At 60.0% G+C, this 26281-nt stretch carries 19 protein-coding genes; 8 read left to right on the plus strand and 11 right to left on the minus strand.

Annotated features, from left to right (window positions below):
* Positions 1 to 13 precede the first annotated feature (13 nt).
* Complete coding sequence (locus ENGE1_RS06695; protein WP_073971307.1) at positions 14 to 844, minus strand: XdhC family protein; 831 nt, start codon at positions 842 to 844, stop codon at positions 14 to 16.
* A gap of 509 nt (positions 845 to 1353) precedes the next feature.
* On the opposite strand from ENGE1_RS06695, the gene ygfK reads away from it, so the two are divergent.
* Positions 1354 to 4458, plus strand: coding sequence for a putative selenate reductase subunit YgfK (gene ygfK, locus ENGE1_RS06700; protein WP_064360565.1), 3105 nt, complete (start codon positions 1354 to 1356; stop codon positions 4456 to 4458).
* 2 nt (positions 4459 to 4460) lie between these two features.
* Positions 4461 to 5789: a putative aminohydrolase SsnA gene (ssnA, locus tag ENGE1_RS06705; protein WP_162185261.1), complete on the plus strand. Its 1329-nt coding sequence runs from the start codon at positions 4461 to 4463 to the stop codon at positions 5787 to 5789.
* 523 nt (positions 5790 to 6312) lie between these two features.
* Here ssnA and ENGE1_RS06710 read toward each other — a convergent pair.
* Together ENGE1_RS06710 and ygfT are read right to left on the minus strand one after the other, a co-directional pair.
* A complete protein-coding gene (locus ENGE1_RS06710) occupies positions 6313 to 6789 on the minus strand; it encodes a 4Fe-4S dicluster domain-containing protein (RefSeq protein WP_043083165.1) in 477 nt (158 codons plus the stop codon).
* Positions 6786 to 8726: a formate-dependent uric acid utilization protein YgfT gene (gene ygfT, locus ENGE1_RS06715; protein WP_048252851.1), complete on the minus strand. Its 1941-nt coding sequence runs from the start codon at positions 8724 to 8726 to the stop codon at positions 6786 to 6788. The genes ENGE1_RS06710 and ygfT overlap by 4 nt, the downstream gene beginning before the upstream one ends.
* 524 nt (positions 8727 to 9250) lie before the next feature.
* On the opposite strand from ygfT, the gene ENGE1_RS06720 reads away from it, so the two are divergent.
* From ENGE1_RS06720 to ENGE1_RS06750, 6 genes are all read left to right on the plus strand, one after another.
* Positions 9251 to 10717, plus strand: a complete 1467-nt coding sequence (locus ENGE1_RS06720; protein ID WP_043083163.1) for a nucleobase:cation symporter-2 family protein — start codon at positions 9251 to 9253, stop codon at positions 10715 to 10717.
* Between the two features lie 140 nt (positions 10718 to 10857).
* A complete protein-coding gene (gene fdhF / locus ENGE1_RS06730; RefSeq protein WP_080964507.1) occupies positions 10858 to 13005 on the plus strand; it encodes a formate dehydrogenase subunit alpha in 2148 nt (715 codons plus the stop codon).
* A gap of 17 nt (positions 13006 to 13022) precedes the next feature.
* Complete coding sequence (locus tag ENGE1_RS29185) at positions 13023 to 13529, plus strand: FAD-linked oxidase C-terminal domain-containing protein (RefSeq protein ID WP_225823413.1); 507 nt, start codon at positions 13023 to 13025, stop codon at positions 13527 to 13529.
* Positions 13522 to 14097 carry a glycerol-3-phosphate responsive antiterminator gene (locus ENGE1_RS06740; protein WP_043083157.1) on the plus strand — a complete coding sequence of 192 codons (576 nt, stop codon included), beginning with the start codon at positions 13522 to 13524 and terminating at the stop codon, positions 14095 to 14097. Before ENGE1_RS29185 ends, ENGE1_RS06740 begins: the two co-directional genes overlap by 8 nt.
* A 15-nt stretch (positions 14098 to 14112) precedes the next feature.
* On the plus strand, positions 14113 to 14418 hold the full coding sequence (locus ENGE1_RS06745; RefSeq protein ID WP_043083155.1) for a putative quinol monooxygenase: 306 nt from the start codon (positions 14113 to 14115) through the stop codon (positions 14416 to 14418).
* Between the two features lie 193 nt (positions 14419 to 14611).
* Entirely contained in the window at positions 14612 to 16024 is a 1413-nt protein-coding gene (locus ENGE1_RS06750) for a hypothetical protein (RefSeq protein WP_048252848.1), read from the plus strand.
* A 451-nt stretch (positions 16025 to 16475) separates the two neighbouring features.
* Here the strand turns inward: ENGE1_RS06750 and ENGE1_RS06755 are convergent, their stop codons facing one another.
* The 8 genes from ENGE1_RS06755 to ENGE1_RS06790 form a co-directional block, all read right to left on the minus strand.
* Complete coding sequence (locus ENGE1_RS06755; protein ID WP_048252970.1) at positions 16476 to 17078, minus strand: CTP--molybdopterin cytidylyltransferase; 603 nt, start codon at positions 17076 to 17078, stop codon at positions 16476 to 16478.
* A gap of 55 nt (positions 17079 to 17133) precedes the next feature.
* Positions 17134 to 17592, minus strand: a complete 459-nt coding sequence (locus tag ENGE1_RS06760) for a (2Fe-2S)-binding protein (RefSeq protein WP_043086524.1) — start codon at positions 17590 to 17592, stop codon at positions 17134 to 17136.
* A 12-nt stretch (positions 17593 to 17604) separates the two neighbouring features.
* Positions 17605 to 20817, minus strand: coding sequence for a molybdopterin cofactor-binding domain-containing protein (locus ENGE1_RS06765; RefSeq protein ID WP_048252847.1), 3213 nt, complete (start codon positions 20815 to 20817; stop codon positions 17605 to 17607).
* A 384-nt stretch (positions 20818 to 21201) separates the two neighbouring features.
* Positions 21202 to 22134 (minus strand): homocysteine S-methyltransferase, encoded by a 933-nt coding sequence (mmuM, locus tag ENGE1_RS06770; RefSeq protein WP_043083150.1) that lies wholly within the window; start codon positions 22132 to 22134, stop codon positions 21202 to 21204.
* Positions 22121 to 23530 carry an S-methylmethionine permease gene (gene mmuP / locus ENGE1_RS06775; protein ID WP_048252846.1) on the minus strand — a complete coding sequence of 470 codons (1410 nt, stop codon included), beginning with the start codon at positions 23528 to 23530 and terminating at the stop codon, positions 22121 to 22123. The genes mmuM and mmuP overlap by 14 nt, the downstream gene beginning before the upstream one ends.
* Positions 23531 to 23690: 160 nt before the next feature.
* Complete coding sequence (catA, locus tag ENGE1_RS06780; RefSeq protein ID WP_043083147.1) at positions 23691 to 24611, minus strand: catechol 1,2-dioxygenase; 921 nt, start codon at positions 24609 to 24611, stop codon at positions 23691 to 23693.
* A gap of 134 nt (positions 24612 to 24745) precedes the next feature.
* Positions 24746 to 25036 carry a muconolactone Delta-isomerase gene (gene catC, locus ENGE1_RS06785; RefSeq protein ID WP_045288927.1) on the minus strand — a complete coding sequence of 97 codons (291 nt, stop codon included), beginning with the start codon at positions 25034 to 25036 and terminating at the stop codon, positions 24746 to 24748.
* A gap of 20 nt (positions 25037 to 25056) precedes the next feature.
* Positions 25057 to 26175, minus strand: coding sequence for a muconate/chloromuconate family cycloisomerase (locus ENGE1_RS06790; protein WP_269465016.1), 1119 nt, complete (start codon positions 26173 to 26175; stop codon positions 25057 to 25059).
* Positions 26176 to 26281: the final 106 nt, after the last annotated feature.

Raw genomic sequence — 26281 nt, forward strand, 5'->3', positions numbered from 1 at the left:
TAGCCTGCTGGCGTCAGGCGACGGTCAGCACCGGGGCCTCCTCTGCCCGGGGCTCGGGCGGAGCGACCAGCAGCCCGCCGGCGGCGCCGTTTTTCACCTGCAGGATCTCCGCCAGCACGCTGATGGCAATCTCGTGGGGCGCCTCGGCGCCGATATCGTAACCGATGGGCGCCCGCAGGCGGCTGAGATCCGCCTCCGGCACGCCGTTGTCGCGCATCTGGCGCATAAAGGTCTGTACCTTGCGGCGGCTCGCCAGCAGCCCGAGCCAGGCGCAGGGCTGAGAAATCAGCCGGTCCAGCGCCTCGCGGTCCTGATTATTGGTGGCGATCAGCACGAAGTCGTCCGGGCGCACGGCCATTATATCGACAACCCCGGAAAAGGTGTCCGCCTGCAGCAGCCGGGTCGCGGGCGGAAAGCGGTCGGCGCCAAGGCTCTGGGCGTAGATATCGCCGACGCACAGCTCGAAGTCGAGCGGCGCCGCATACTGGGCAATGGCGCGGTTCACGTGCCCCGCGCCGACCAGCAGCAGCCGGGGGCGCTGGCCGTGGACGCTGATGTAGACCGACATCGCCCCGCCGCAGTCGGAGCCCACCGCATCGCTGCCGCTGCGCGCCATCCGGCCGTGAAACATTCTTGACGCCTTCGCGCGCAGGGCCGCCAGCGCTTCGTCGATCACCATGCGCTCCACCATGCCGCCGCCGATGGTGCCGGCGATGGTGCCGTCCTCGCGGATCAGCATCTGGGCGGAGTGTCGGGGGGTGGAGCCCCGGCTGTCGACAATCTGCGCCAGGGCAAAGGGGCGATTCTGTTCTTCAAGACGTGCTGCTTCTGCAAAAATAGTCATACCAACCTCAGGGGATATTTCTCGGGCCCGTGGCCTGCTGCTGATGAATTCTCCGGCGGCGCGTTTTCTCAGTTTGAGACCGGGGCAACGGCCGCCTCGCCATGCTTAATTAATGCAATATTCATGCAGGCCACCGTGCCTTTTGCCCTGAAGCGTGAGCGCCATCATTATCGGCAAGCTGAACGCGCTACTGCGAGGGTAATATTGCAGAAATTCTGCGCAGGGGCGCGAAAATAACCGTCATCCTGCCGCCGATAATTATCATTGTGATATTGCCGCATTATTTTTGAGAAATAATGGCGGCGATAAAAATGGAGTGATTTTAATTCTCATTAAGCCGCTGTGAATTCATTCACACTCTGCTATCGGGATTCGACCTGCCTCACAATTTCATTATTCGCCATAACCTTATCTGAATAACTGGTGTGATTGTTGCTCCTCTCTCATCACCCGTCGGGATTATTTAAACCGGCAATGTCTGTCTTATAAATATGTCTAAGGAGAGGGTTATGGGAGACATCATGCGTCCCGTCCCGTTTGAGGAACTGTTAACGCGCATTTTTGATGAGTATCAGAGCCAGCGGTCTATTTTTGGCATTCCCGAACAGCAGTTCTACTCGCCGCAGGCGCCGCACCACCTCAGCGTCTTTGGCGAAGGCTGCGCCACGCCCCTCGGCCCGGCCGCCGGGCCGCACACCCAGCTGGCGCAGAATATCATTACCGCCTGGCTGACCGGCGGGCGCTTTATCGAACTGAAAACCGTGCAGATCCTCGACCGGCTTGAGCTGGAAAAACCCTGTATCGACGCCGAAGATGAGTGTTTTAACACTGAATGGTCCACCGAGTTCACCCTCAAAAAAGCCTGGGACGAATATCTCAAGGCGTGGTTTGCCCTGCACCTGCTGGAGCAGGTCTTCCCGCTGACCCCGGTCAAAGACGGCAAGTCGTTTATTTTCAATATGAGCGTCGGCTACAACCTCGACGGCATCAAGCAGCCGCCGATGCAGGAATTCATCGACAATATGATGGACGCCTCCGCCCATCCGAAGTTCGCCCAGTACCGCGAAATCATGCAGCGCTGGCTGCGCGATAAGGGCTTTATCGACCGCCTGCCGCAGAGCGCCCGCCGCGAGGAGCTGGCGACGCTGGCCGAGCGCATTCCGGCCACCATGGTTCACGCCGTCACGCTCTCCACCATGCACGGCTGCCCGCCGGATGAAATCGAGGCCATCTGCCGCTACATGCTGGAAGAGAAAAACCTCAATACCTTCGTCAAGCTCAACCCGACTCTGCTCGGCTTTGTCCGGGTGCGCGAGATCCTCGACACCTGCGGCTTCGGCTATATCGGCCTGAGCGAAGAGTCCTTCGAGCACGATCTGAAAATTGACCGGGCGCTGGAGATGCTCACCCGCCTGATGGCGCTGGCGAAGAGCCGCAATCTGGGCTTCGGCGTCAAGCTGACCAACACCCTCGGCACCGTCAACAATAAGGGCGCGCTGCCGGGCGATGAGATGTACATGTCGGGCCGGGCGCTGTTCCCGCTGTCGATCAACGTCGCCGCCCTGCTCTCCCGCGCCTTCGACGGCAAGCTGCCTATCTCCTACTCCGGCGGCGCCAGCCAGCTCAATATTCGCGAGATTTTCGAAACCGGCATCCGGCCGATCACCATGGCGACCGACCTGCTCAAGCCCGGCGGCTATCTGCGCCTGAGCGAGTGTATGCGCGAGCTGGAGAAAGCCGACGGCTGGAACATGACCCAGGTTGACGTCGCGCGCCTCAACGCGCTGGCGGAAAAAGCGGTCAGCATGGAGTACACCCAGAAGCAGTGGAAGCCGGAGGACCGCATCGACGTCGGCGAGCCGCTGCCGCTGACCGACTGCTACGTGGCGCCCTGCGTCACCGCCTGCGCCATCAAGCAGGACATCCCGGAGTATATCCGCCTGCTGGGCGAGGAGCGCTACGCCGACGCCCTGGAGCTGATCTATCAGCGCAACGCCCTGCCCGCCATCACCGGCCACATCTGCGATCATCAGTGCCAGTACAACTGTACCCGCCTCGACTACGACAGCGCGCTCAACATCCGCGAACTGAAGAAAGTGGCGCTGGAAAAAGGCTGGGAAGCGTACAAGCAGCGCTGGCATAAGCCTGCGGGCTCCGGCTCCCGTCACCCGGTGGCGGTGATTGGCGCAGGCCCCGCCGGACTGGCGGCGGGCTACTTCCTCGCCCGTGCGGGCCACCCGGTGACGCTGTTCGAGCGCGAAGCCAACGCCGGCGGCGTGGTGCAAAACATCATTCCGCAGTTCCGCATTCCCGGTGAGCTTATCCGGCAGGATATCGACTTCGTGGTCAACCACGGCGTCAAGATAGAGTACGGCTGCGATCCGCAGCTGACGGTAGAGAAACTTCGCGAACAGGGCTTCAGCTATGTGCTGGTCGGCACCGGCACCGACAAGAACAGCGGCGTCCGGCTGGCGGGCGATAACCAGAACATCTACAAATCGCTGCCGTTCCTGCGCGACTTCAACCGCGGCGTCGAACTACCGCTCGGCAAGCACGTGGCGGTGGTCGGCGCCGGTAATACCGCCATGGACTGCGCCCGCGCCGCGCTGCGCGTGCCGGGCGTTGAGACGGCAACCATCGTCTATCGCCGCTCGCAGCAGGAGATGCCCGCCTGGCGCGAAGAGTACGAAGAGGCGGTCCACGACGGCGTCCGCTTCGAATGGCTGTGCAACCCGGAATCGTTCAATGCCGACGGCACCCTCACCGTGCGCGTGATGACTCTCGGCGAGCCGGATGCGAAAGGCCGCCGCCGCCCGGTCGAGACCGATGATACCCGCGTGCTGAAGGTGGATGCGCTGATCACCGCCATCGGCGAACAGCAGGACGGCGAAGCGCTGTCGGCCATGGGCATTCCGCTGGATGCTCAGGGCTGGCCGGTGGTTAACGCCGACGGCGAAACCAGCCGCCCGAACGTGTTCCTGATTGGTGACGTCCAGCGCGGACCGTCCTCTATCGTCTCCGCCATCGGCAACGCCCGCCGGGCCACGGACGCGATCCTGGCGCGCGAAAATATCGCCAGCCACCACGGCAGCAAGCGCTGGAACAACGTCGATCCGGCGGAGATCTACCAGCGTAAAGGCACCATCGCCGTCGCTCTGGTCGATAAAGACGATCGCGAGGCCTTCGTCGCTCAGGAGGCGAGCCGCTGCCTGGAGTGTAACTACGTCTGCAGCAAGTGTGTCGACGTCTGCCCGAACCGCGCCAACGTCTCTATCGCCGTGCCGGGCTTCCAGAACCGCTTCCAGACCCTGCACCTCGACGCCTACTGTAACGAGTGCGGCAACTGCGCCCAGTTCTGCCCGTGGCAGGGGCGTCCTTACAAAGACAAAGTTACCGTCTTCAGCCTCGAGCAGGATTTCCTCAACAGCACCAACCCGGGCTTCTTTATTGAAAACGGTAAGGTCAACATCCGTCAGGACGGAAAGACCTGGCAGTTCTACATCACCAGCGACGGCCAGTTTGCCGGCGTGCCGCAGGAGCTGACCGACATCTGCCGCATTATCACTCACGTGCACCAGCACCACCGCTATCTGCTTGGAGGGGTTGAAGTATGAGTATCGTTATTCTGAAGAATGCGACTGCCGCACAGCTGTATCCGGCAAAAGTGTGGGAAAACGTCGATATTGCCATCGAAAACGACAAGATCCTCGACGTTGGCCCGGCGCTGAGTCAGCGCTATCCGCAGGCGCAGATCAAGGAGATGCGCGGGCGGCTGGTGATGCCCGGCATGGTCTGCTCCCACAACCACTTTTACTCCGGCCTGTCGCGCGGTATCCAGGCCAATATTGCGCCGAGCCCGGACTTTATCTCGACGCTGAAAAACCTCTGGTGGCGCCTGGACCGGGCGCTGGACGAGGAGTCGCTGTACTACAGCGGCCTTATCTGCGCGATGGAAGCGGTACGCAGCGGCTGCACGGCGGTTATTGACCACCACGCGTCGCCGAACTACATCGCCGGCTCCCTCAGCCAGCTGCGCAACGCCTTTATCAGGGTTGGCCTGCGCGGGATGACCTGCTTTGAAACCACCGACCGCAACTTCGGCAGCCGCGAGCTGCGCGACAGCGTCGAGGAAAACATTCGCTTTGCGAAAGAGATTGACGCCGCGCGGCAGAAAGGCGACCAGCCCTATCTGGTGGAGGCCCACATCGGCGCCCACGCGCCGTTCACCGTGCCGGATGAAGGTCTGGCCATGCTGGGCGAAGCGCTGAAAGCCACCGGTCGCGGGCTGCACATCCACGCAGCGGAAGACAGCTACGACGTCTCCCACAGCCACCACCATTACAGTAAGGATCTGCTGGTGCGGCTGGACGACTTCGGGCTTATCAACAGTAAAACCCTGATCGCCCACGGCCTGTACATCTCCGAGGCTGACGTTGAGCTACTGAACGCCAAAGACGGCTTCCTGGTGCACAACGCGCGCTCGAACATGAACAACCACGTGGGCTATAACCACCGCCTGCCGCAGATCCGCAACCTGGCGCTGGGCACCGACGGCATCGGCTCGGACATGTTTGAAGAGATGAAGTTCGCCTTCTTCAAGCACCGCGACGCGGGCGGCCCGTGGTGGCCCGACAGCTTTGCGAAGGCGCTCAGCAACGGCAACGAACTGCTCAGCCGCAACTTCGGCGCGCAGTTTGGCCGCCTGGAAGCGGGCTGCAAGGCGGATCTGACCATCTGCGACTACCTGCCGCCGACGCCGCTGCTGGCGGCAAACATCGCCGGACATATCGCCTTCGGCCTCGGATCTAACAGCGTGCACAGCGTGATGGTCAACGGGGTTATGATCTACGAAGACCGGCAGTTCAGCTTCGACAGCGCGCCGATCTTCGCCGCCGCGCAGAAGGTGGCGAAGAGGATGTGGGAGCGGATGGATGCCCTGCCGTAATGGCGTAGCCTGATGTTCTGAGTGAGCCCGGCCTGAGATGGCCGGGCTTTTTATTAGGCGATGTGGAAGCGCCGGATGCGCTGCGCAATTATAAATATCCATTCTGCAATGGGTTGTGGAATAGTTCCGTTCACTCGTAGCACTCTGCTTCTCTGTAAGAGTTTCTGCGGTGAACGTGTTAAGAGGGCTCGCCGCCGCCCTCTTAACAATCTCGGCTCCCGGCAACAAAAATCGCCGCTGCGCGGAACCTCAGATTATTGCTACTGGCTAATCGGGTACGGCTCGACTCGGCATCCATGCCTCGTTTCGCCTCAGCCAGCATCCATGCTGGCTGCCCCGGCCATCCGCAATAATCTGAGGCGATTTTAAGCCGGAACTAAAACCCTCAGAGTACATAGCATAAGCGCAAAAGAGTTATGGGGACACGTAGGTCGGTGCAAGCGAAGCGCCGCCCGACAGGAGGGCGGCGCGATGGTTGAGGAAAGAGCAAAACCCGGCAGGCGGTGCACCGCCGGGGATACGGTTACAGCGTCAGCAGCGCGGCGGTCTTTATATTGCGCTGCTTCTGCAGGGCCACCAGTTGCGCTTCGGTCATTTTGCTCAGCGCCGCCGTCGGGCAGACATCCACGCAGGCGGGACCGCGGTCCCGATCGTGGCACAGGTCGCACTTCACAATCACCGGCGCCGCCCCGGCGCTGGCCTCGATGGTAATCGCACCGAACGGGCAGGCCACCGCGCAGCTCTGGCAGCCGATGCAGCGCGAGGCGTCGGCCTCGACCCGCTCGGCGCCCATCGACAGCGCGCCGGTCGGACAGGCGCCGACGCAGGGCGCGTTCTCACACTGGTGACACATCACCGGCACGCTGAGGTCGTCCAGGCGCATCACCTTCAGGCGCGGATGAAACTCCGCGCCCGGCGCGACGTGCTCCAGCGCACAGGCCACTTCACAGGTCCGGCAGCCGATACAGGCCTGCGGACTGGCGACGATAAAACTGGTCATACATCCTCCTTCTCCCTGAACAGCGTCAACATCTCGCTGGCTGCCTGGCGTCCTGCCACCATGGCGGTAACGACCAGATCGGCGCCGGTCACCGCATCGCCGCCGGCAAAGATTTTATCGTTGCTGGTCTGCGTGGTGCCGCGCCCTTTCCCGCCGGTGCAGATCTGCCCCCAGCGGTCGAGCTTGATGCCGTGGCCGCGCAGCCACGGCATATCGTGTGCCTGAAAGCCGAAGGCCATAATCAGCACGTCGGCCGGCAGCTCAAACTCCGAGCCGGGGATCGGCTGCGGGCGGCGGCGGCCGTCCGGACCGGGCTCACCCATTTTGGTGCGGATCATGCCCACGGCGCTGACCTGCCCCTTGCGGCCGCGCTTGATATACTGCGGCTGGACGTTAAATTCGAAGTTAACTCCCTCTTCCCGGGCGTTCACCACCTCTTTCTTCGAGCCGGGCATGCTCAGCTCGTCGCGGCGGTAGGCGCAGGTGACGCTCTCCGCGCCCCGGCGCACGGCGGTGCGCAGGCAGTCCATCGCGGTATCGCCGCCGCCGAGCACCACCACGTTCTTGCCCTTAATGTCAGTCAGCGGATACTCGGCGCTCTCCTCAAGGCCCATCACCTCGCGGGTGCTGCCGACCAGGAACGGCAGCGCCTGGATCACGCCCGGCGCGTCTTCGCCCTCCAGCCCGGCGGCCATCAGGCCGTAGGTGCCGACGCCCAGAAAAACGGCATCGTAGCTGTTGACCAGATCGTCAAACGCCACATCGCGGCCAATTTCCTGATTAAGGTGGAAGTTAATTCCCATGTTGCTGAAGATGTCGCGCCGCACCGCCAGCACGTTTTTGTCGAGTTTGAACGGCGGAATGCCGAAAGTCAGCAGGCCGCCGATCTCCGGATGGCGGTCAAAGACGTCCACCTGTACGCCGGCGCGGGCCAGAATATCGGCGCAGCCCAGCCCCGCCGGACCGGCGCCGATCACCGCCACCCGCTCTTTGCGCGGGGTGATTTCGCCAATAGTCGGCCGCCAGCCCATCGCCAGCGCGGTGTCGGTGATGTAGCGCTCAAGGTTACCGATCGCCACCGAGCCGCCTTCGCCCTTCATCGTGCAGGCGCCTTCGCAGAGGCGGTCCTGCGGACAGACGCGACCGCAGATCTCCGGCAGGGAGCTGCTCTGGTGACAGAGTTCGGCCGCCTCGATAATTTTGCCCTCGTTGACCAGGCGGATGAAGTCGGGAATGTGGTTGTGCAGCGGGCAGGTCCAGTTACACCACGCCTTCTGTGAACAGTAAAGGCAGCGCTCGCTCTCGTATTCGGCGTCGCAGGCGGCCAGCGGCTGATAGATTTCGCCGAAGTGCTGGCGGCGCGCGTCGGCGGCGACTTTTTTCGCCCCAATGCGCGGCGCCTTATCCAGAATCGCCTTACGCCGCGCGCCGCGCGCAGATGCCATCGGCTGGCCGAGCGCCGAGCGCACCTGGCGCTCTTTGCGCAGCGCGGCAATGCCGGCTTCGTCCATCAGGCGCAGGGCCTGAGTCGGACAGCTGGCGACGCAGGCCTGCTGCCCGGAGGGATGCTGGCTGCACAGGTCACACTTCTGCGCCAGCTGCGGGCCGTCCTCATCGTTGGCGACCATCTCAATGGCGCCGAACGGACAGGCCACCACGCAGTTTTTACAGCCGATGCACAGGGCCTGCTTAAACTGTACGCTGTCGTTCTCAAACTGCAGCGCCTGCGTCGGGCAGGATCCCACGCAGGGTGCGTCGTTGCAGTGGTGGCAGGTGGTAGCGCTGCTGGCATTGCGATGAAAAAAGACGCGGATACGCGGAAGAAAGTCGTCGCGCTGTAGCGGCCAGCTGTCCTGATGATGTGAGGTAACGCAGGCAACTTCACAGGCGTGACAGCCAATGCAGTTTGCGGCGTCGGCAACGATAAATTTATTCATTTGCTTCCCTTTATTATTCTTAAGCTCACTTCGGGCTACGATGCAATAATCAGGCGACTTTTGTTATTTCACTCCATCGAGGCATATTTTTGCGAGTCAACTCAAAAAATAACACCACAGGCGGCCCCCAAAAAATGATGAAGGACCATAAAAAGAACTATTACGCAGCGAATGATTAATTTTACAGCGATACGGGCTCTGCGAAATGAGAATCACAACGCCTATCTGACATACCAAAATGAGAGATCTCTTATCTCATTGTGATAGCGATATTCCCGCGCTATGCCACAAATAGTTCATTTGTATGAATCCTCGCCAATTTAATATTGAACGGCGCGTGAGTTAATTCACAAATATATTCTCCGTTCCTCCCGGTCCTCATTTTTGGCACAGCTTACGCATAGCTCTCCTGTACCCACAACACGCCGATGAAATATCGGCTTAGAAAGGCACCAGCCTTCACACTATAACTTCTGACCTTTCGTCACTATCTGGAAGGGAGTTGTACAGGAGAGAGTACTTTCATGAAAGATCTTGCCCAATCTGTCACACAGACGTCGGGGCCAGTCGCTCCCGTCGATGAGGTTTTACCCTTTACGCAAATGTTCCTCTATGGCCTGCAGCATGTGCTGGTGATGTACGCCGGCGCGGTTGCCGTGCCCCTGGTCGTGGGCAATGCCGTCGGACTGCCGCCCGAACACATTATTCTGCTGATTAGCGCCGACCTGTTTATCTGCGGCGCCGCGACCATTGTCCAGTCCCTCGGGGTGACGCAGTGGTTTGGCTGCAAACTACCGCTGATCCAGGGCTGTACCTTCGCCGCCCTTATCCCTCTGATCCTTATCGGCAAAGAGTACGGGATGGGCGGGATCTCGGGCGCGGTTATCTGCTGCGGTATTTTCATTCTCTGCTGCGCGCCGTGGATAAGCCGCCTGGTGCGCTTTTTCCCGAAAGTGGTGATGGGCAGCATCGTGACGCTTATCGGCATGTCGATTATGCCGGTCGCCGGGGGATGGATCGGCGGCGGCACCAGCGATATGGACGGCTTCGGCGGTTACTTTGCCCTGCTGATGGCCTTCATCACGCTGGTGATTATCCTCAACGTCTACACCTTCGCGTCGGGCATGATCAAAAATACCTCCGTGCTGATCGGCCTTATCATCGGCAGCGTGCTGTGGAACTTCTTTAAGCCGCTGGATTTCCATCTTGTTCACATCACGCCCTGGATCCACCTGCCGGAATTCATGCCCTTTGGCCGCCCCGAGTTTCACATCATCCCCGTTGCCCTGCTCTGCATGGTGATGGTGGTGGTGATGGTGGAAACCATGTCCTCGATTATTGCCACCGGCGATATTGTCGGTAAAAAAGTCGATGCCAGGATGCTGCGCAACGGGCTCAACACCTGCGGTCTGGCGACCACCGTGTGCGGTTTTTTCAACCTGTTTCCCTACTCTGCCTTCGCCCAGAACGTCGGGCTTATCGGCCTGACGGGGGTGCGCAGCCGCTTCGTGGTCTCGGTCTCCGGGATCATTCTGATTATGATGGGCATCTTCTCGAAAATGGCCGCCCTGGTGGTGCTGATCCCGAAACCCGTGCTCGGCGGCGCCGGAATCGTGATGTTCGGCATGGTCGCCGTCTCCGGCATCCGCACCCTCGGCCAGGTGGACTACCGCAACAACAACAACGGTATGGTTGTCGCCCTGACCCTCGGGCTCGGCATGATGCCGGTGCTGGTGCCGAACCTGTTCAGCCAGTTCCCGCCGATGATGCAGATGTTTCTGCACAGCGGTATCACTATCGGCACGCTGACCGCCATCGTCGCCAACCTGACGCTCAACGGCAACGTGCCCTTCAAATTTACCCGAGAGACCCCGGTACCGGATCCGGCGCCGCCGGCTTCTGCCGCGCGCAATATGGCCGTCAGGACCGTCAGAATGTGGCTGCTGCTGCGCAAAGTGCAGAAGGAGCAGCAGCCGCAGGAGGGAAAATAATGACCCTGCGCATGATTGTCGCGCTGGTATTCCTGGCCCTGCTGGCGCTTCCGGCGGTCCAGCAGGCCATCGCCTTAGCCTTTAACAGCCGCTTTGGCGTTGCGCTGCTGTTTTAGTGTTGCAGATTAAGGAGCGTCATGATGACAAAAGTGACCACCGTCTGTCCCTACTGCGCCTCCGGCTGCAAGATGCAGCTGACGGTAGAGGACGGCAAAATCACCCGCGCCGACGCGGCGATGGGTAAAAATAATCAGGGCACCCTGTGCCTGAAGGGCTACTACGGCTGGGACTTTATCGACGATCCGCAGATCCTCACCCCGCGCCTGAAGTCGCCGATGATCCGCAGAAGCCGCGGCGGCAAGCTGGAGTCAGTCTCCTGGGAAGAGGCGCTGGACTATGTCGCCACCCGCCTTAGCGCTATCAAGGAGAAATACGGCCCCCACGCCATCCAGACCACCGGATCGTCGCGGGGCACCGGCAACGAGACCAACTACATTATGCAGAAGTTCGCGCGGGCGGTGATTGGCACCAACAACGTCGACTGCTGCGCGCGCGTCTGACACGGCCCTTCGGTTGCAGGTCTGCACCAGTCGGTCGGTAACGGCGCCATGAGTAACGCAATCACCGAGATCGATAACACCGATCTGGTGTTTATTTTCGGCTATAACCCGGCGGATTCGCATCCAATCGTGGCGAATCATATCCTCAATGCGAAGCGCAACGGGGCGAAAATCATCGTCTGCGATCCGCGCAAAATCGAGACCGCGCGCATCGCCGATATGCACCTGGCGCTGAAGAACGGCTCGAACATCGCGCTGCTGAACGCCATCGGCCACGTCATTATTGAAGAGAACCTCTATGACAGCGCCTTTGTCGCCGGGCGTTCGGAGGGTTTTGAGGCGTATCGCAACATCGTCGAGGGCTATACGCCGGAGTCCGTCGAGGCAATAACCGGCCTCAGCGCCCGGCAAATCCGCGACTGCGCGCGGATGTACGCCACCGCGAAGACCGCCACCATCCTGTGGGGCATGGGCGTGACCCAGTTCTGGCAGGGCGTGGAGACCGTGCGATCGCTCACCAGCCTTGCGATCCTCACCGGCAACCTCGGCAAGCCGCACGTCGGCGTCAACCCGGTGCGCGGGCAGAACAACGTCCAGGGCGCCTGCGACATGGGCGCCCTGCCGGACACCTATCCGGGCTACCAGTACGTGAAGTTCCCGGAGAACCGTGAGAAGTTCGCTAAAGCCTGGGGCGTGGAGAGCCTGCCGGAAACGCCCGGCTACCGCATCAGCGAACTGCCGCACCGGGTAGCCCACGGCGAAGTGCGGGCGGCGTACATCATGGGCGAAGACCCGCTACAGACCGACGCCGAGCTGCCGGCGGTGCGCCAGGCGTTCAGCGATCTGGAGCTGGTCATCGTTCAGGATATCTTTATGACCAAAACCGCCGCCGCCGCCGACGTGGTGCTGCCCGCCACCTCCTGGGGCGAACACGAGGGCGTCTATACCGCGGCCGACCGCGGCTTCCAGCGCTTCTTCAAGGCGGTGGAGCCGAAGTGGGATCTGAAGACCGACTGGCAGATTATCTGCGAGATAGCCACCCGCATGGGCTACCCGATGCACTACGATAACACCCAGCAGATCTGGGACGAGCTCCGCCACCTGTGCCCCAACTTCCTCGGCGCGACTTACGAAAAAATGGGCGAGCTGGGCTACGTGCAGTGGCCCTGCCGGGATGAATCCGACGCCGACCAGGGCACCTCTTACCTGTTCGCGGAGTCGTTCTCCACCCCGAACGGCCTGGCGCAGTTCTTCACCTGCGAGTGGCAGCCGCCGCTGGACAAGCTCAGCGATGAGTTTCCAATGGTGCTCTCCACGGTGCGCGAGGTGGGCCACTACTCCTGCCGCTCAATGACCGGCAACTGCGCGGCGCTGGCAAAGCTTGCCGACGAGCCGGGCTACGCCCAGATCAACACCGCCGATGCCCGGCGGCTGGGGATCGACGACGAGGCGCTGGTGTGGGTCAACTCGCGCAAGGGCCGGGTCATCACCCGGGCGAAGGTCAGCGACCGCCCCAACCCCGGCGCGGTGTATATGACCTACCAGTGGTGGATCGGCGCCTGCAACGAGCTGGTCACGGAGAACCTCAGCCCGATAACCAAAACGCCGGAGTATAAGTACTGCGCGGTGAACGTCGAACCGATTGCGGACCAGGCGGCGGCGGAGCGGTATGTGGTGGAGGCGTACGGGAAGCTGAAAGCGCAGCTCCGGGAGAGTGCCGCCGGGTAAGGGCTAAGGCCGCCTTCTTGTCGGAAGGTGGCCGTTTCTATCAGCGCTCACATTATTTTCCAGCGCAGGTTCTTATTTTCGGTTTGTTGATTTACTTCACCGCTGTAAGTACACCGTGCACCTGCTCAAAGTTACCTGTCAATAAGGATATCAACGTTAACGCGCCTGTTTTGCTGACTGTCCTGCCAGTTAAGCATCGCAACGACCGAAACATATCACTCACCACGGAAATATACAGGGTCAACTTTTCTCTGCGCGGTGACGTGGAGGTCAGCGCCCGCGCGGCATGGTATCGCGCCGCCTGGGACGCCGCCAATGCGGTTTTACTGCGTCATAACGCCTCGCTCAGCCACCATCATGGAGTAGGATTATTGCGCTCCCCCTACATGCGTGAGTCGCTTGGCGAGGCCCTTACTGTGCTTGCAGATATTAAGCGGGCGCTGGACCCGCACGGCATTCTCAACCCAGGAAAGCTCGGGTTAAGCGATAATCTTTCGTCACACGCACAGGCTAACCATGATTAAAAACCTTGGCGCGCAACTGGCGCGCCATCCCGTTATAATGGCGGTCTATGGTATGGATCGACTGGAAGCCGCGCTCGCCAGCCGGGCGCAGGTGTGTATTATCGCCAATATCGATCTGATAAAGCTCCAGCCGGTTGTCGCCCTGCTGGAGAAGGCGGATAAGTACGTTATCGTCAATATCGACAGCTGCAGCGGCCTGTCGCAGGACAAGGGCGGTATCGACTATATTGTAGAAACTGGCGCAATGGGCCTGCTCTCCACCCGGCTGCAAACCATCCAGCGGGCGAAAAAAAGTGGGCTGCTGACCATGCAAAAAATCTTCGTCACCGACCGCTCCACCTGGCTGCGCAGCCTGCACGCGCTGGAGCTGAGCGAGCCGGACTACGTTCAGCTGATGCCCGCCCCGATGCTGCCGTTGATTACGAAAGAGGATCGCCTGCGCCTGCCACCCATCGTGGCGTCGGGATTTGTGAGTCACGAAGAACACATCCGCGCCGCTCTGGCGCACGGGGCCGCCGCGGTATCCAGCAGCGACAGCGCGCTGTGGGATCTGGCCCCGCCAATCTGACAAGAGGAAAACGTTATGGCACATCCATTACAGGTCATCGCCCACTATTACGTACGGGACGGTAAAGCTGACCAGGTCGCCAGCGCACTGCAGGCACTGGCGGAAGCAACGCGCACAGAGCCGGGCAACCGGTCTTATGCGTTTTTTCAGTCCTGTGAAAACCCGCTGCATTTCGTCATTCTGGAGCGGTACAGCACCGAACGCGGGTTAGAGGAGCACCGCGCCACCGGGCATTTTCAGACCATTGCGACGGACATCATCGCACCTCTGCTCCAGAGGAAAGAGGTGGAGACATTTATTGTGTCGGATGATGGTGGCTGAGTGCGAGGCCATAGCGTGGTGCAAGGTTGACGCTGGGGGCGCAGGAATAAATCTTAAATGGAAGACGGTGTTGTACCAAACGCCGTCGTCATGGATTTCACACGAGGCCTATTTACAAGTGGTGCATCACATAAAATGAAAATATACTTTGTGGTGCCTATGCTTTATTTTTTTATAATATAAAGGATTATTTATGTACAAAGTACACTTTTCGATGTGCCCAATATTAATTTTATCTATTTTGCCGTTTTCTTTTGCTCAGGCTACAGATAAGATTGTCGTGACCAGTGGCGGTACTAATCCCTTTTCTGTAACCAGAATCCACGATCGTGTAAATTACATGACCTCATTAAACTTTAACAATGGAAAAGCTGCTCAACAATGGCGTTCAGTCGATTGTAAGCAAGGGAAGGCAGAGCTTCTCTACAAGGATTTACTTAATGACAAAGGATTAACCGAAACTCGCTTTTACGGCAATAGTTACCTCCGTTATGCACCTGCCCAGGACGATAACTATATGTTAGAAAAAGATATCCATAAAATTTGCCAGCTACCAGTAAAGGAGGCTCGATGGGAAAAATTATCAGTCACATCAACCACTGGCATTACCGACCTTATTGATGTTAACAGTATTCAACGCATTGGCGATATTTTATCCGTACAAATGGGATATGACTTTGCAGATATCATTTGGGAACCCCCTTACGACGCACCGCTGGTGCTAAAAATTGAACACTATCTATATAACTGTAAAACACATCAGAGCGATGCTGTTGCTGCCATGAACTTCGATAGTGAGGGACGTGTAACCGACTCGCTCATCACAGCCGATATTGTTCGTCGTAAGAGTAGTTTTAGTCTTTCTCCTGAAAAAGCGCATATTTTCGAGCAACTATGCCAATTACCTGCAGGCAAAACGTTCACTGCCGAAGGGCACTTTGTACCTGCTGCTAATAAAAAAGCATCAACTCTGATGGGACCTACAATGCCCGATTTGAGTAATAACAATCCTCAATGGTTGAATAAATACCCTCTTCCAAATGGAGTTGAACAGCAGGCACAATCATTAATCAAGCCATTGGCATTTCCGCGCTTTAAACAAATTCGGTATACCGAAGTCAGTGCGTTTGGTAAGGTCAAAGTACAACTGGATGCACAACCTGATGGATTTATCCGCAAGTTGGAAGAATATGGTATCTGGGCCGTGCAACGGTTAACGCTGGCAAATCAGCTACAACTAAAATTCGCCATGTCCATCAGCAGGGGAGCTTCACTGCTTAACAAACTGCAGACGGATCTACACTTCCCTTTGGTGAAAGGTCAGCGATATCAAGCACAATGGGACAGTATTGATGGCGACAAGAAAGTAACAGCTGCAACATTACGTTGCGAGGTGACCGGACAAGGGAAAGCAAATAATATTGCCCCTGAGTTTAATGGGACGTATCTATTAGTCGAGTGTAATGAAACGAGGAAAGGGCAAGTCGAAAGCCGTAATAAACTCGCCTGGCTACAGGAATTCAATGTTTTTGTTCCGGTTGCTATGCAAGTAGGAGATAAACCCGAAAGCCCGGTAAAACTGGAAGAAATCAGTGTAATACGCTAATAAAAAACAAGGCTCACCATTCTCACTGGCGAGCCTTTCATCAGGCAATGCTGCCTTAATCAGGAATCACTTGTATCGTTGATATTCAAGTATGTTGCTCAATAGACGCATACAATAAAAACTCAAATATTATTCCAGAAAGCCTTGAACTAAATATTGTAAATGATGCATGCATTTTTATTACTAATACCTACTTTTCACCCACTTAGCCGGTTGAATACAACCTTGTTTAGCCTCCAAAGCCAGGCCAATCCAAATCAGATAAAATACGCTCCTATAAAGCCTACCCCTATAGGTATAAATGTTGCAGCCAGTTTAGTCTCATTCACCGTGGTGAAGCCGGATCATACTGAAGAATGTGACGATATCGGGCACTGCCCGAAACTAAAATGGTAAGCAAATTTGCCCTCATGGGATAGGCCCTGACAAACGCCAATAACGCCCCCTTCTGTCACCCCGCCGCCGCCTCCACGCGGCTCAACCGCCCGACCCGCTCATAATCCACCGGCGTATCCACGTCCCAGTGGATCCCCTGCGCGTTGACCGGGACCACCTTCGTTTCCAGCTGGCGAATCACGTCCTTCATCGTCGAGCCCGGCGGCGCATTGCGAATAAGCGCCAGCGCCCGCTGGGGCAGCAGCACCGGATGCCCCTTGCCGCGGTCGTAGCCGGGGATCAGGCAGGCGCCGCGTTCGGACTGCGCCCACAGGGTGCGGTAGACGCCGGGGGTGACTTCGGGCATATCGCCGAGGGCAAGAAAGAAGCGATCGGCGGTGACCGCCGCCGCGCCGCGCTGTACCGAGGAGAACATGCCGTCTTCAAAGCTGGCGTTGTGGACGATATCAATGCGCGGGTGGTCCTGATAATACGCCTTCAGCTCGTCGCCGCGAAATCCTGTGACCAGCACCACGCGGTCGCAAACGGCGAGCGCGCTGGCCAGCGCGCTGTCGAGAATGGTGCCCTCGCCCCACGGCATCATCATTTTCCACTTGCCCATGCGGCTTGAGAGCCCCGCCGCCAGCATCACGCACTGTTTCGCTTGCTGTTTTCTCATATTGATACCCTCCTTGCGCACCAGCGCCGCCGTCACCGGCGACGCTGGTGCCGGCTCAGGCCTTCAGTACCGCCTTGATGGAGGTGATGATCGGCTGATAGCCGGTGCAGCGGCAGAGGTTGCCCTCCAGCGCCTCCTTCAGCTCGTCGTCGCTCGGCGAGGGGTTCTCATCCAGCAGCGCTTTGGTGCTCATCAGCACCCCCGGCGTGCAGAAGCCGCACTGTACGCCGCCGTGGCGGACAAAGGCGTTCTGCAGCTTTTTGCCGACCGGATCGTGGTGCAGCGCTTCGACAGTAGTGACTTCCGCACCGTTGCACTGGGCCGCCAGCAGCAGGCAGGAGCAGACGGACTTGCCGTCCATGATCACGGTGCAGGCGCCGCATTCGCCGACGGAGCACCCCTCTTTGGTGCCGGTTAACTGCAGATCTTCGCGCAGAAAGTCGATCAGGCGGAGATTGTCTTCAACATCGCGGGCAATGCGGATGCCATTCACTTTTAGCTCAATATGGTTCACGGTCATGGCTCCTTATTTCTTCTGCTCTGACATCACGTCTTCCAGCATCTGCCGGAACATGTCGATAAATACCGGGATTTTGTACGGTGCGGACCAGCGCCCGCCGATCGCTTTCTCAATGATGCCGCCGAGCACCTGGGCGGCGGCGTCGATGGTGTCGGCATTGAGCGGCTTGCCAATCAGCGCCTGCTCGACCTCCACCAGCCGCTGCGGCTTGCTCATCAGCGCGCCGTCGACCAGCCGGCACAGGCGGATAGTGCCGCCGTCGACCAGGAACTGGCCGGTGAGGCTCTGGCGGGTAATGTTCAGCGCATTGCGGCGGCCCAGCTGCAGATAGCGGTCAATCAGCGGCTGCTTCATCGGCGGCGGCAGGATAAAGCGGGTCACCAGCTCGTCCTTCTCAAGCTGCGTGCGGTAGCCGCCGGTGACGAACTCGCTCACCGGCATGCGGCGGGTGCCGCGCGCGCTCTTAAGCTCGATCTCTGCGTCGTAGATAATTAGCGGCGGCATGGAGTCGGCGCACGGCGCGGCGTTGACGATATTGCCGCCGATAGTGGCGCGGTTGCGCAGCTGCAGGGAGCCGACGGTGCGGCAGGCGGTGACCAGCAGCGGGTAGCGCTGCTGGATCAGCGGATGCTTCACGAGGTCGGTAAAGCAGACGCCTGAACCGATGGAGATCCCGCCGTCGACGTCAAAGATCTCCTTCAGCTCGCGCAGGCCGGCAATATTGACCAGCGGCACGTCGCCGGACTGCATCCGCGCCTGGACCAGCACGTCGGTGCCGCCGGCAATCGGCATGGCGCCTTTTTCCGCCATCAGGGCCAGGGCCTCTTTCACGCTCTGCGGCACGCTGAGCGACAGGGAGTTGAGGCGATGGACCTGCTTCTTATCGCCGGACTCCAGCATCTGCTCGCTCTGGCGTTCGGGTTTTTTCAGGTTGTAGCCGAGGCGCACCTGCTCCAGAGTCAGCGGCAGGATGCGGTTGTGGCGCTCGATGGCGAAGCTGACGGCGTTATTGAGCGCCGCGGCCCCCAGCTCCAGCACCGGTTCGCCGATCACTTTCGCCCCCATCGGGCCCGCCTTGTCGTAGTTCTCGACCGCGATAATGTCGATGTGCGGCATATCCTTGATGGTCGGCAGCAGGTAGGTATCGAAGTTCTCCGACTTGACCACGCCGTGCTCGGTGTTGAAATCTTCCAGCATGCCGTAGCCAATCATCCCCTGCAGTACGCCGCCGTACACCTGGCCGGTAAAGCCGACCGGGTTGATCACCTTGCCCACGTCATGGGTGGCGACGACGTTGTTAACGGTGATTTTGCCGGTGCGGGTGTCAACCGCCACGTCCGCCACCTGGCAGCCGTAGACCCAGGTGAAGTACGGGCTGCCGCAGCCCTTCTCTTCGTCCCAGTGGATGTTCGGCGCCACGTGCCAGCCGTAGGAGGAGAGGTTCGCTCCGGTGGCTTTGGTCATGTCGCACACCTGCTGGAAGCTGAGGCTCAGGTCCGGGTTATGGCGGTTAAACACCTTCCCGTTCTGCCACAGGATGTCGTCGATACCCTCGACCTTGAGAGTCTCTTTGATGGCGTCCGCCATGCGCTTTTTAATTTTGTTGGCGGCGCTGAGGATAGCCTGACCGCCCATCAGGGTGCCGCGCGAGGCGACGGTGGAGCCGCCGTCGGCGATCATCGCGGTGGCCGGTTCGGTGAACATTACCTGGTCAAGGCCGATGCCGAAGGCTTCCGCCGCCAGCAGCGACATGGTGGTCTGCAGGCCCTGGCCGTTCTCGGACACCGAGGTGGAGATGTTGACGCTGGCGTCGGCGTTGACCTGAATCAGCGCCGAGGAGGCGTCCAGACCTTCCGCGCCCAGCGAGCAGCCGCGGTGGCTCAGCGCGAAGCCGATGCCGTAGCGGATCGGCCCGCCCTGGGCGTTGAGCTTCTTATAGTGTTCGCGCTTAGCCTCGTACTCGGCCTTGATCAGGGACTTCTCGAGCACCTCCTGGGCGGAAACGGTGTGGTCGCTGAACACCTGGCCCGCCATGCTGGTATCGCCCTGCTTAAGGACGTTGCGCAGGCGCAGCTCGGCCGGCGAGATCCCCATCAGCTCGGCCACTTCGTCCATCAGCGATTCGTTGGCAAAAATAACCTGCGGCGCGCCGTAGCCGCGGTAGGCGGAGGTGTAGTTGTTGTTGGTGTAGACGCCCACCAGGTCAACGCGGACGTTGGGAATGTTGTATGGCCCGGCGGCCTGCACGGAGCTGCGCCAGGTGACGAACATCGTCTGCCCGCAGTAGCTGCCGCCGTCGGCAATAATGTTGATCTTAATGGCCTGGATGCGCGCCTCGTCGTCCAGCCCGATGCGGTACTTCATCTTGTAGGGATGGCGCTTGTAGCTTTCGCGCATCGACTGTTCGCGGTTGTAGGAGATTTTCACCGGGCGGCCGGTGAGGTGCACCAGCAGCGCCGCGCGGCAGGAGACGTTATCAATAATGTCGTCTTTACCGCCGAAGGAGCCGCCGAGCACCGAGCGCTTGACGTTGACCTTCGACTGCGGCAGCGCGAGGTACTTGGCGATCACCGCCCGGGTGCGGTGGGCGTTCTGAATCGAGCCCTCGATGGTCATGATCTGCTCATTGTTATCGAGATAGGCGGTAATCGACTCCGGCTCGATATAGCCGTGCTCCTGGAAGCCGACCTCGTATTCGCGCTCAAAAATGTGGGTCGAGGCGGCAAAACCGGCGTCGATATCGCCCTTCACCGTATGGTGGCGGTTGATAATGTTGCTGTCCAGCTCGCTGTGGATCAGTCGCGCGCCCGGCTTCATCGCCTCTTCCGGGCAGGTGATCGGCTCCCACGGCGTATAGCTGATTTTGATCTTATCGACAGCGATACAGGCGGCTTCATAAGTTTCAGCCGCCACCACCGCCACCACATCGCCGCGATAGGCGATTTCATTGTCGATAATCGGCGGATGGTCCGGGAGGATAGCCCCCAGCTTGCGCTGGCCGGGGATATCGTCCCAGGTGGCGATACGCACCACGCCGGGCACTTTCTCCGCCTCGGAGAGATCGAGTGAATCGACCCGCCCGGCGGCGATATCGACGTAGCGGCAGACGCCGTACAGCATGCCCTTCATCTTGATATCGTCGCCGTAGACGGCTTTGCCGGTAACCTTGGCGAGGCCATCGACGCGGGGCACTTCATTGCCAACCAGCAATGTTTCCATGTTATTCAGTCTCCACTAGCAAGGAATGATGCCTGAATAAAGCAATGGCTATGCCAGCTCGCGGAAATAGAATATTGGCGATAACGTTATGTGAGGTAAATCGAAAAACGATCGGAAAATGAGAGCGCGCGCAGTCCCTGCATTTCCGCGCCGATTATCAAAAAGAGAAACGAAATATCACTATGATAAGAGACTGATTTTTATCATGTTATTTAATATACTGGCATTTGGTAAATACAGTGTTATGAAGCCAGAAATAATATGTAGCTAACGAAAATGAGTGCTATTCCGGTTAATCTTTTGCGCACATTGACTGCCGGACAAAATAGCAGCGTTATAAACCAAAGTATATAGTGCCGGGATATTTATCCCGGCGCGCGATGATTAACAGCGGGCCCTCAGTCCGGCGATATCCGCGGGCGTGGTGCGGCAGCAGCCGCCGATAAGCCTTGCGCCGGCATCCAGCCATTGGGGCAGATAGTCCGCCAGGCAGGCGGCGCTTTCGCCGTGAGAGTGCCAGGTTTTGCTTACCGCATCATAGTGCTCCCCGGAGTTGGGATACACCACCAGCGGCAGCGCCGTAAGCCCCTGCAGCGTGCGCAGCGCGGCGGTGGTGCTTTCCAGCGCGATGCAGTTGATGCCGATCGCCACCACCTGCGGATTATCCGCCAGCGCGGCCGCGACTTCCGCCAGCGGCGTGCCGTCGCTGAGGCGGCCGCTGTCGCGCAGGGTAAAGGAGAACCAGGCCCGGGCGCGGGGATAGTCGGCCAGCAGGTCGCGCAGGGCGCGGATTTCGTCAAACGACGGCAGGGTTTCGCAGGCCAGCAGATCGGCCCCGGCGTCGAGCAGGGCCTCCACGCGCGGGCGGTGGAAGTCAGTAAATTCTTCGCGGCTGCGGCGGTAGTCGCCGCGGTACTCCGAGCCGTCGGCCAGAAACGCCCCGTAGGGCCCCACCGAGCCGGCCACCAGCAGCGCGCCCGCCTGCGGATTTTCCGCCAGGTAGGCTTCCCGCGCCCGACGGGCCAGCGCCACGCTCTTGCTAATCAGCGCCCGGGACTGCGCCTCATCGAAGCCGCGGGCGGCAAAGCCCGCCGGAGTTGCCTGGTAGCTGGCGGTGATCGCTACCCGCGCCCCGGCGCGAAAATAGTCGAGATGAACATCGGCAATCAGCTGCGGGTTTTCCAGCAGCACCTTCGCCGACCACAGGCCGTCGGCCAGGTTACAGCCGCGCGCCTCCAGTTCAGTCGCCATCGCGCCGTCGAGTACGATAAACGGCTGCGCGCCGAGGATCGGGGTTAAGGGATTATTCTGCGACACGCTCGGTGACCTCCTGCGTCTTGTTACGCGTTTGCGTCAGGTAGTAGACACCATAGCAGAGCGCAACGAAAGGAATACCGCACCACAGGGCAATGCGCTGGGCCGGGTCAAAAGCCAGCCCAGCGCAGGCCAGCAGGCAGAGCGCGAAGCCCAGCAGCGGCACCAGCGGATAGCCCCACGCCCGGTAGTGCAGCTCGCTCAGCACCCTGCCCTCCGCCAGGTGGCGGCGGCGGAAAAGATAGTGCGAGGCGCAGATGCTCAGCCAGACGCCGACCACCGCAAAGCCGGAGATCGCCGACAGCGCCACGAACACGGTATCCGGGGCCACCACGCTTGAGAACAGCGCCAGCACGCCGCCGAGCATGCTTACCGACAGCGCGGTCAGCGGCACGCCGCGCGTCGTCACCCGGCTGAAGCACTCGGGCAGCGTCTTTTCGCGCGACAGCGACCACAGCATCCGCCCCGAGGCGTACAGCCCGGAGTTGGCCGCCGAAAGGATAGCCGTCAGGATCACGACGTTGAAGATATCGGCGGCGTAAGGAATGCCGACCTTCTCAAACACCAGCACGAAGGGGCTTTTCTCGACGCCCGCCTGGTGCATCGGGATCAGCGCCGCCAGCACGAACACGGTGCCGAGAAAGAAGATAATCAGCCGGGCGATGGTAGTACGGATAGCCAGCGGCACGGCCTGCCGCGGGTTTTCGGTCTCTCCCGCCGCGATGCCGATAAGCTCGGTGCCGGAATAGGCAAAGTTCACCGCCACCATAGTCATCAGAATCGGCAGACCGCCGTGCGGGAACCAGCCTTCGGCGGTGATGTTGCTCAGCCCCGGCGCCGGCGATCCGTCGTGCATCGGGATAATACCAAACACCGCCGCGCCGCCGAGAATAATAAAGGCAATAATGGTCACTACCTTCACCAGCGAGAACCAGAACTCGCCCTCGGCAAACAGCCGCGTGGAGAAGACGTTAAGGCCGAAGATAACCGCGCAGAACACCACGCACCAGGCCCACACCGGCACCTGCGGGAACCAGTACTGCATGCAGAAGCCGGCGGCGGTAAAGCTGGAGCCCAGCGCCACGGTCCAGGTCAGCCAGTAGAGCCAGGCCACGGTATAGCCGGTGGCCGGGCCGAGATAGCGCGCGGCGTAAACGTGAAAGGCGCCGGTTTCCGGCATTGCCACCGACAGCTCGCCGAGGCACTGCATCACCAGCCACACCACCAGGGCGCCGATCAGGTAGGCCAGCAGCGTGCCCACCGCGCCGGTGGTCGAAATGATATAGCCGGTATTAAAGAAGAGCCCTGTACCAATTACGCCCCCCAGCGAGAGCATCACCAGGTGGCGGGTTTTCATCGTGCGCTTAAGCTGCCCGCACGGTTGTTCGGTTTCCTGCATATTTCTTCCAGGCATGTAGCCATCTAAACGTCCAGAAGTATGTTTATAGCGCGTTCAAAGGCAAAAAACCAGCGCGCCGCGCGTTTTAACGCGCGGCGCGGGTGCCGCGATGGAAGTGAGGTAACCCTTCAGCCGAACATGGCGGAACGGCGCCGGGACGCTATGCGCTGGCGCGCTGGCGTTCGACCTCGGCGTCAGGCGCGCCGCTGCGCTCTTTGTGCAGCGTAAAGTTGAAGTCGATTGAGGAGAAAGGCTTGCTCAGCTCGCGGCTGTCCAGCGCCTGCGGATCGCTGACTTTTTTCACCTCCGGCACCAGCCCCTCGCGGCTGGCGAAGGCAAAGTCGTCCCACAGGTACTCGTCGCCGTCGATGTTGATCTGGGTGGTCAGCTTGCGAAAGCCGTCGGCGGAAGCGAAGAAGTGGATGTGCGCCGGGCGGCGGCCGTGGCGGCCGAGCTGGTCAAGCAGCGCCTGGGTGGTGCCGTCCGGCGGGCAGCCGTAGCCCGACGGCATGATGCTGCGAAACTGATAGTTGCCCTCTGCGTCGGTGACGATCGTGCGCCGCAGGTTAAAGGCGGGCTGGGTCTTATCGAAGAAGGAGTAGTTGCCCATCAGGTTGGCGTGCCAGACTTCGACTTTCGCCCCGGCGATCGGCGCGCCGTCCTCGTCCAGCACTTTGCCCTGCATAAACAGCACTTCGCCCTCGTCGCTCTCGCTGCCGTCGTCAAGGCGGGCAAAGCCCACCGACTCCGGCGCGCCCGCCACGTACAGCGGCCCTTCAATCGTGCGCGGCGTGCCGCCGGTGATGCCGATCCGGGCGTCTGCCTCGTCGGCGCGGATATCGAGGAAGCGCTCCAGGCCGAGGCCCGCGGCCAGCAGGCCAATCTCGTGGCTCATGCCGGAATCCGCGATGTACTCCAGCCCTTTCCACACTTCGCTGGGCTGCAGATCGAGATCCTCAATCGCCTTAAACAGGTCGCTCAGCAGGCGCACGGTCACCTGCTGAATGCGGGGATTCACGTCGCCGGTCGCGGTATCGACGATGAAGTTTTTGACCAGCTGGTCAATCTCGTTATGTGTCATTTCATTGCTCCATAGTTATCGTATTTGTGAACAATTACTTTGCCGTAGGGGTACAGTCTCCGGCAGGATGAGAGGGTCTTATTACTTACCGGCGGCCTCTGCCGCCGGGCAGTGCGGGCGCTGCTGCGCGGCCGCTAGCTGTCATCGTCGCGAATCGACGACGGGTGGCGGCACAGGGGCATCACCTCCAGGGTCATATAGGGGAACAGCGGCAGTGCCGAGAGCAGCTGATGCAGCTCTTCAACGCTTTCAACATCGAACAGGCTGATGTTGGAGTACTGCCCGGCGATGCGCCACAGGTGACGCCATTTGCCGCTGGCCTGCAGCTCCTGGGAAAACGCCTTTTCTGTGGCTTTCAGCGCTTCGGCGTCGGCCTTTGGCATCGATGGCGGAAGATGAACGTTCATCCTGACGTGAAATAACATAGGCACTCCTGATAAAAAGATTAATGACGAAGAAGAGCGGCGACCCGGTCAGGATCGATGGCGATCCCCAGTCCCGGCCCCTGCGGCACCTGCAGCATAAAGTCGCGGTAGACCAGCGGCTCGCGCAGTATGTCCTGCGTCAGCAGCAGCGGGCCAAACAGCTCGGTGTCGAAGCTGAGATCGCTGAAGGTGGAAAACAGATGCGCCGAGGCCGCCGTACCGACCGCGCCCTCCAGCATGGTGCCGCCGTAGAGGCCGATCCCGGCCTGAACGGCGATGTCGGCCACCTGTCGGGCCTTAATCAAGCCGCCCGCCTGGTTAATTTTGACCGAGAAAACGTCCGCGCCGCTGCTGGCCGCCAGTTCAAAGGCGTCCTGCGGGCCTTTCAGCACCTCATCGGCCATGATCGGCGCCTGGAAACGGCGCGCCAGGCGCTGCAGCGCGCCGCGGTTTGCCGCCGCCACCGGCTGTTCGATGGCGTCAATGCCGCCCGCCTCCAGCATGGCGATGCCGCGCTCGGCCTGCAGCTCGCTCCAGGCCTGGTTAACGTCCACGCGGACGCTGACGCTATCGCCCAGCGCTTTTTTGATCGCCAGCACGTGGGCGACGTCATCGGCGACGTCGCGCAGGCCGATCTTGAGTTTAAAAATGCGGTGGCGGCCCAGGTCCAGCATACGGTTGGCTTCAGCGATATCTTTCTGCGTGTCGCCGCTGGCCAGAGTCCACGCCACCGGCAGCGCCTCCCTGACCCGCCCGCCGAGCAATTCGCTGAGCGGTATATTCAACTGGCGCGCGCGGGCGTCCAGCAGCGCCGTCTCCAGCGCGCATTTGGCGAAGCGGTTGCCCTGAATCACCTTGTTGAGGCGGGCCATAATCACCGCGGTCCGGCTCTCCTCCATGCCCACCAGCAGCGGCGCCATGTAGGTATCAATATTGATCTTAATGCTTTCCGGGCTCTCTTCGCCGTAGCTCAGCCCGCCGATAGTGGTCGCCTCGCCCCAGCCTTCGGTGCCGTCATCGCAGAGGATGCGCACCAGCACCAGCGTCTGCACGTTGACCGTCGCCACGGAGAGTTTGTGGGGGCGGATAGCGGGTACGTCGAGCAGCAGTGTTTCAACTTTTTCAATCATAGGATTCAGGTATTAACTTTGTGAAAAAGGGATACAGAAACCATAGCTTTGGCCGACAATATTCGTCCATGACTTAATTTGCATCAGTTTGATACCTTTAAGGTATCATAGGCGC

Origin of the sequence: Pluralibacter gergoviae ATCC 33028 = NBRC 105706, from assembly GCF_001598855.1 — a bacterium.
GTDB lineage: Bacteria > Pseudomonadota > Gammaproteobacteria > Enterobacterales > Enterobacteriaceae > Pluralibacter > Pluralibacter gergoviae.

Coding starts and splice junctions, on each gene's coding strand:
- ENGE1_RS06740 (WP_043083157.1), top strand. CDS start 13,522: ATGATTAAAAACCTTGGCGCGCAACTGGCGCGCCATCCCGTTATAATG.
- catC (WP_045288927.1), bottom strand. CDS start 25,036: ATGTTATTTCACGTCAGGATGAACGTTCATCTTCCGCCATCGATGCCA.
- ENGE1_RS06765 (WP_048252847.1), bottom strand. CDS start 20,817: ATGGAAACATTGCTGGTTGGCAATGAAGTGCCCCGCGTCGATGGCCTC.
- ENGE1_RS06695 (WP_073971307.1), bottom strand. CDS start 844: ATGACTATTTTTGCAGAAGCAGCACGTCTTGAAGAACAGAATCGCCCC.
- mmuP (WP_048252846.1), bottom strand. CDS start 23,530: ATGCAGGAAACCGAACAACCGTGCGGGCAGCTTAAGCGCACGATGAAA.
- ENGE1_RS06750 (WP_048252848.1), top strand. CDS start 14,612: ATGTACAAAGTACACTTTTCGATGTGCCCAATATTAATTTTATCTATT.
- catA (WP_043083147.1), bottom strand. CDS start 24,611: ATGACACATAACGAGATTGACCAGCTGGTCAAAAACTTCATCGTCGAT.
- ygfK (WP_064360565.1), top strand. CDS start 1,354: ATGGGAGACATCATGCGTCCCGTCCCGTTTGAGGAACTGTTAACGCGC.
- ygfT (WP_048252851.1), bottom strand. CDS start 8,726: ATGAATAAATTTATCGTTGCCGACGCCGCAAACTGCATTGGCTGTCAC.
- ENGE1_RS06720 (WP_043083163.1), top strand. CDS start 9,251: ATGAAAGATCTTGCCCAATCTGTCACACAGACGTCGGGGCCAGTCGCT.
- ENGE1_RS06710 (WP_043083165.1), bottom strand. CDS start 6,789: ATGACCAGTTTTATCGTCGCCAGTCCGCAGGCCTGTATCGGCTGCCGG.
- ENGE1_RS06755 (WP_048252970.1), bottom strand. CDS start 17,078: ATGAGAAAACAGCAAGCGAAACAGTGCGTGATGCTGGCGGCGGGGCTC.
- ENGE1_RS06745 (WP_043083155.1), top strand. CDS start 14,113: ATGGCACATCCATTACAGGTCATCGCCCACTATTACGTACGGGACGGT.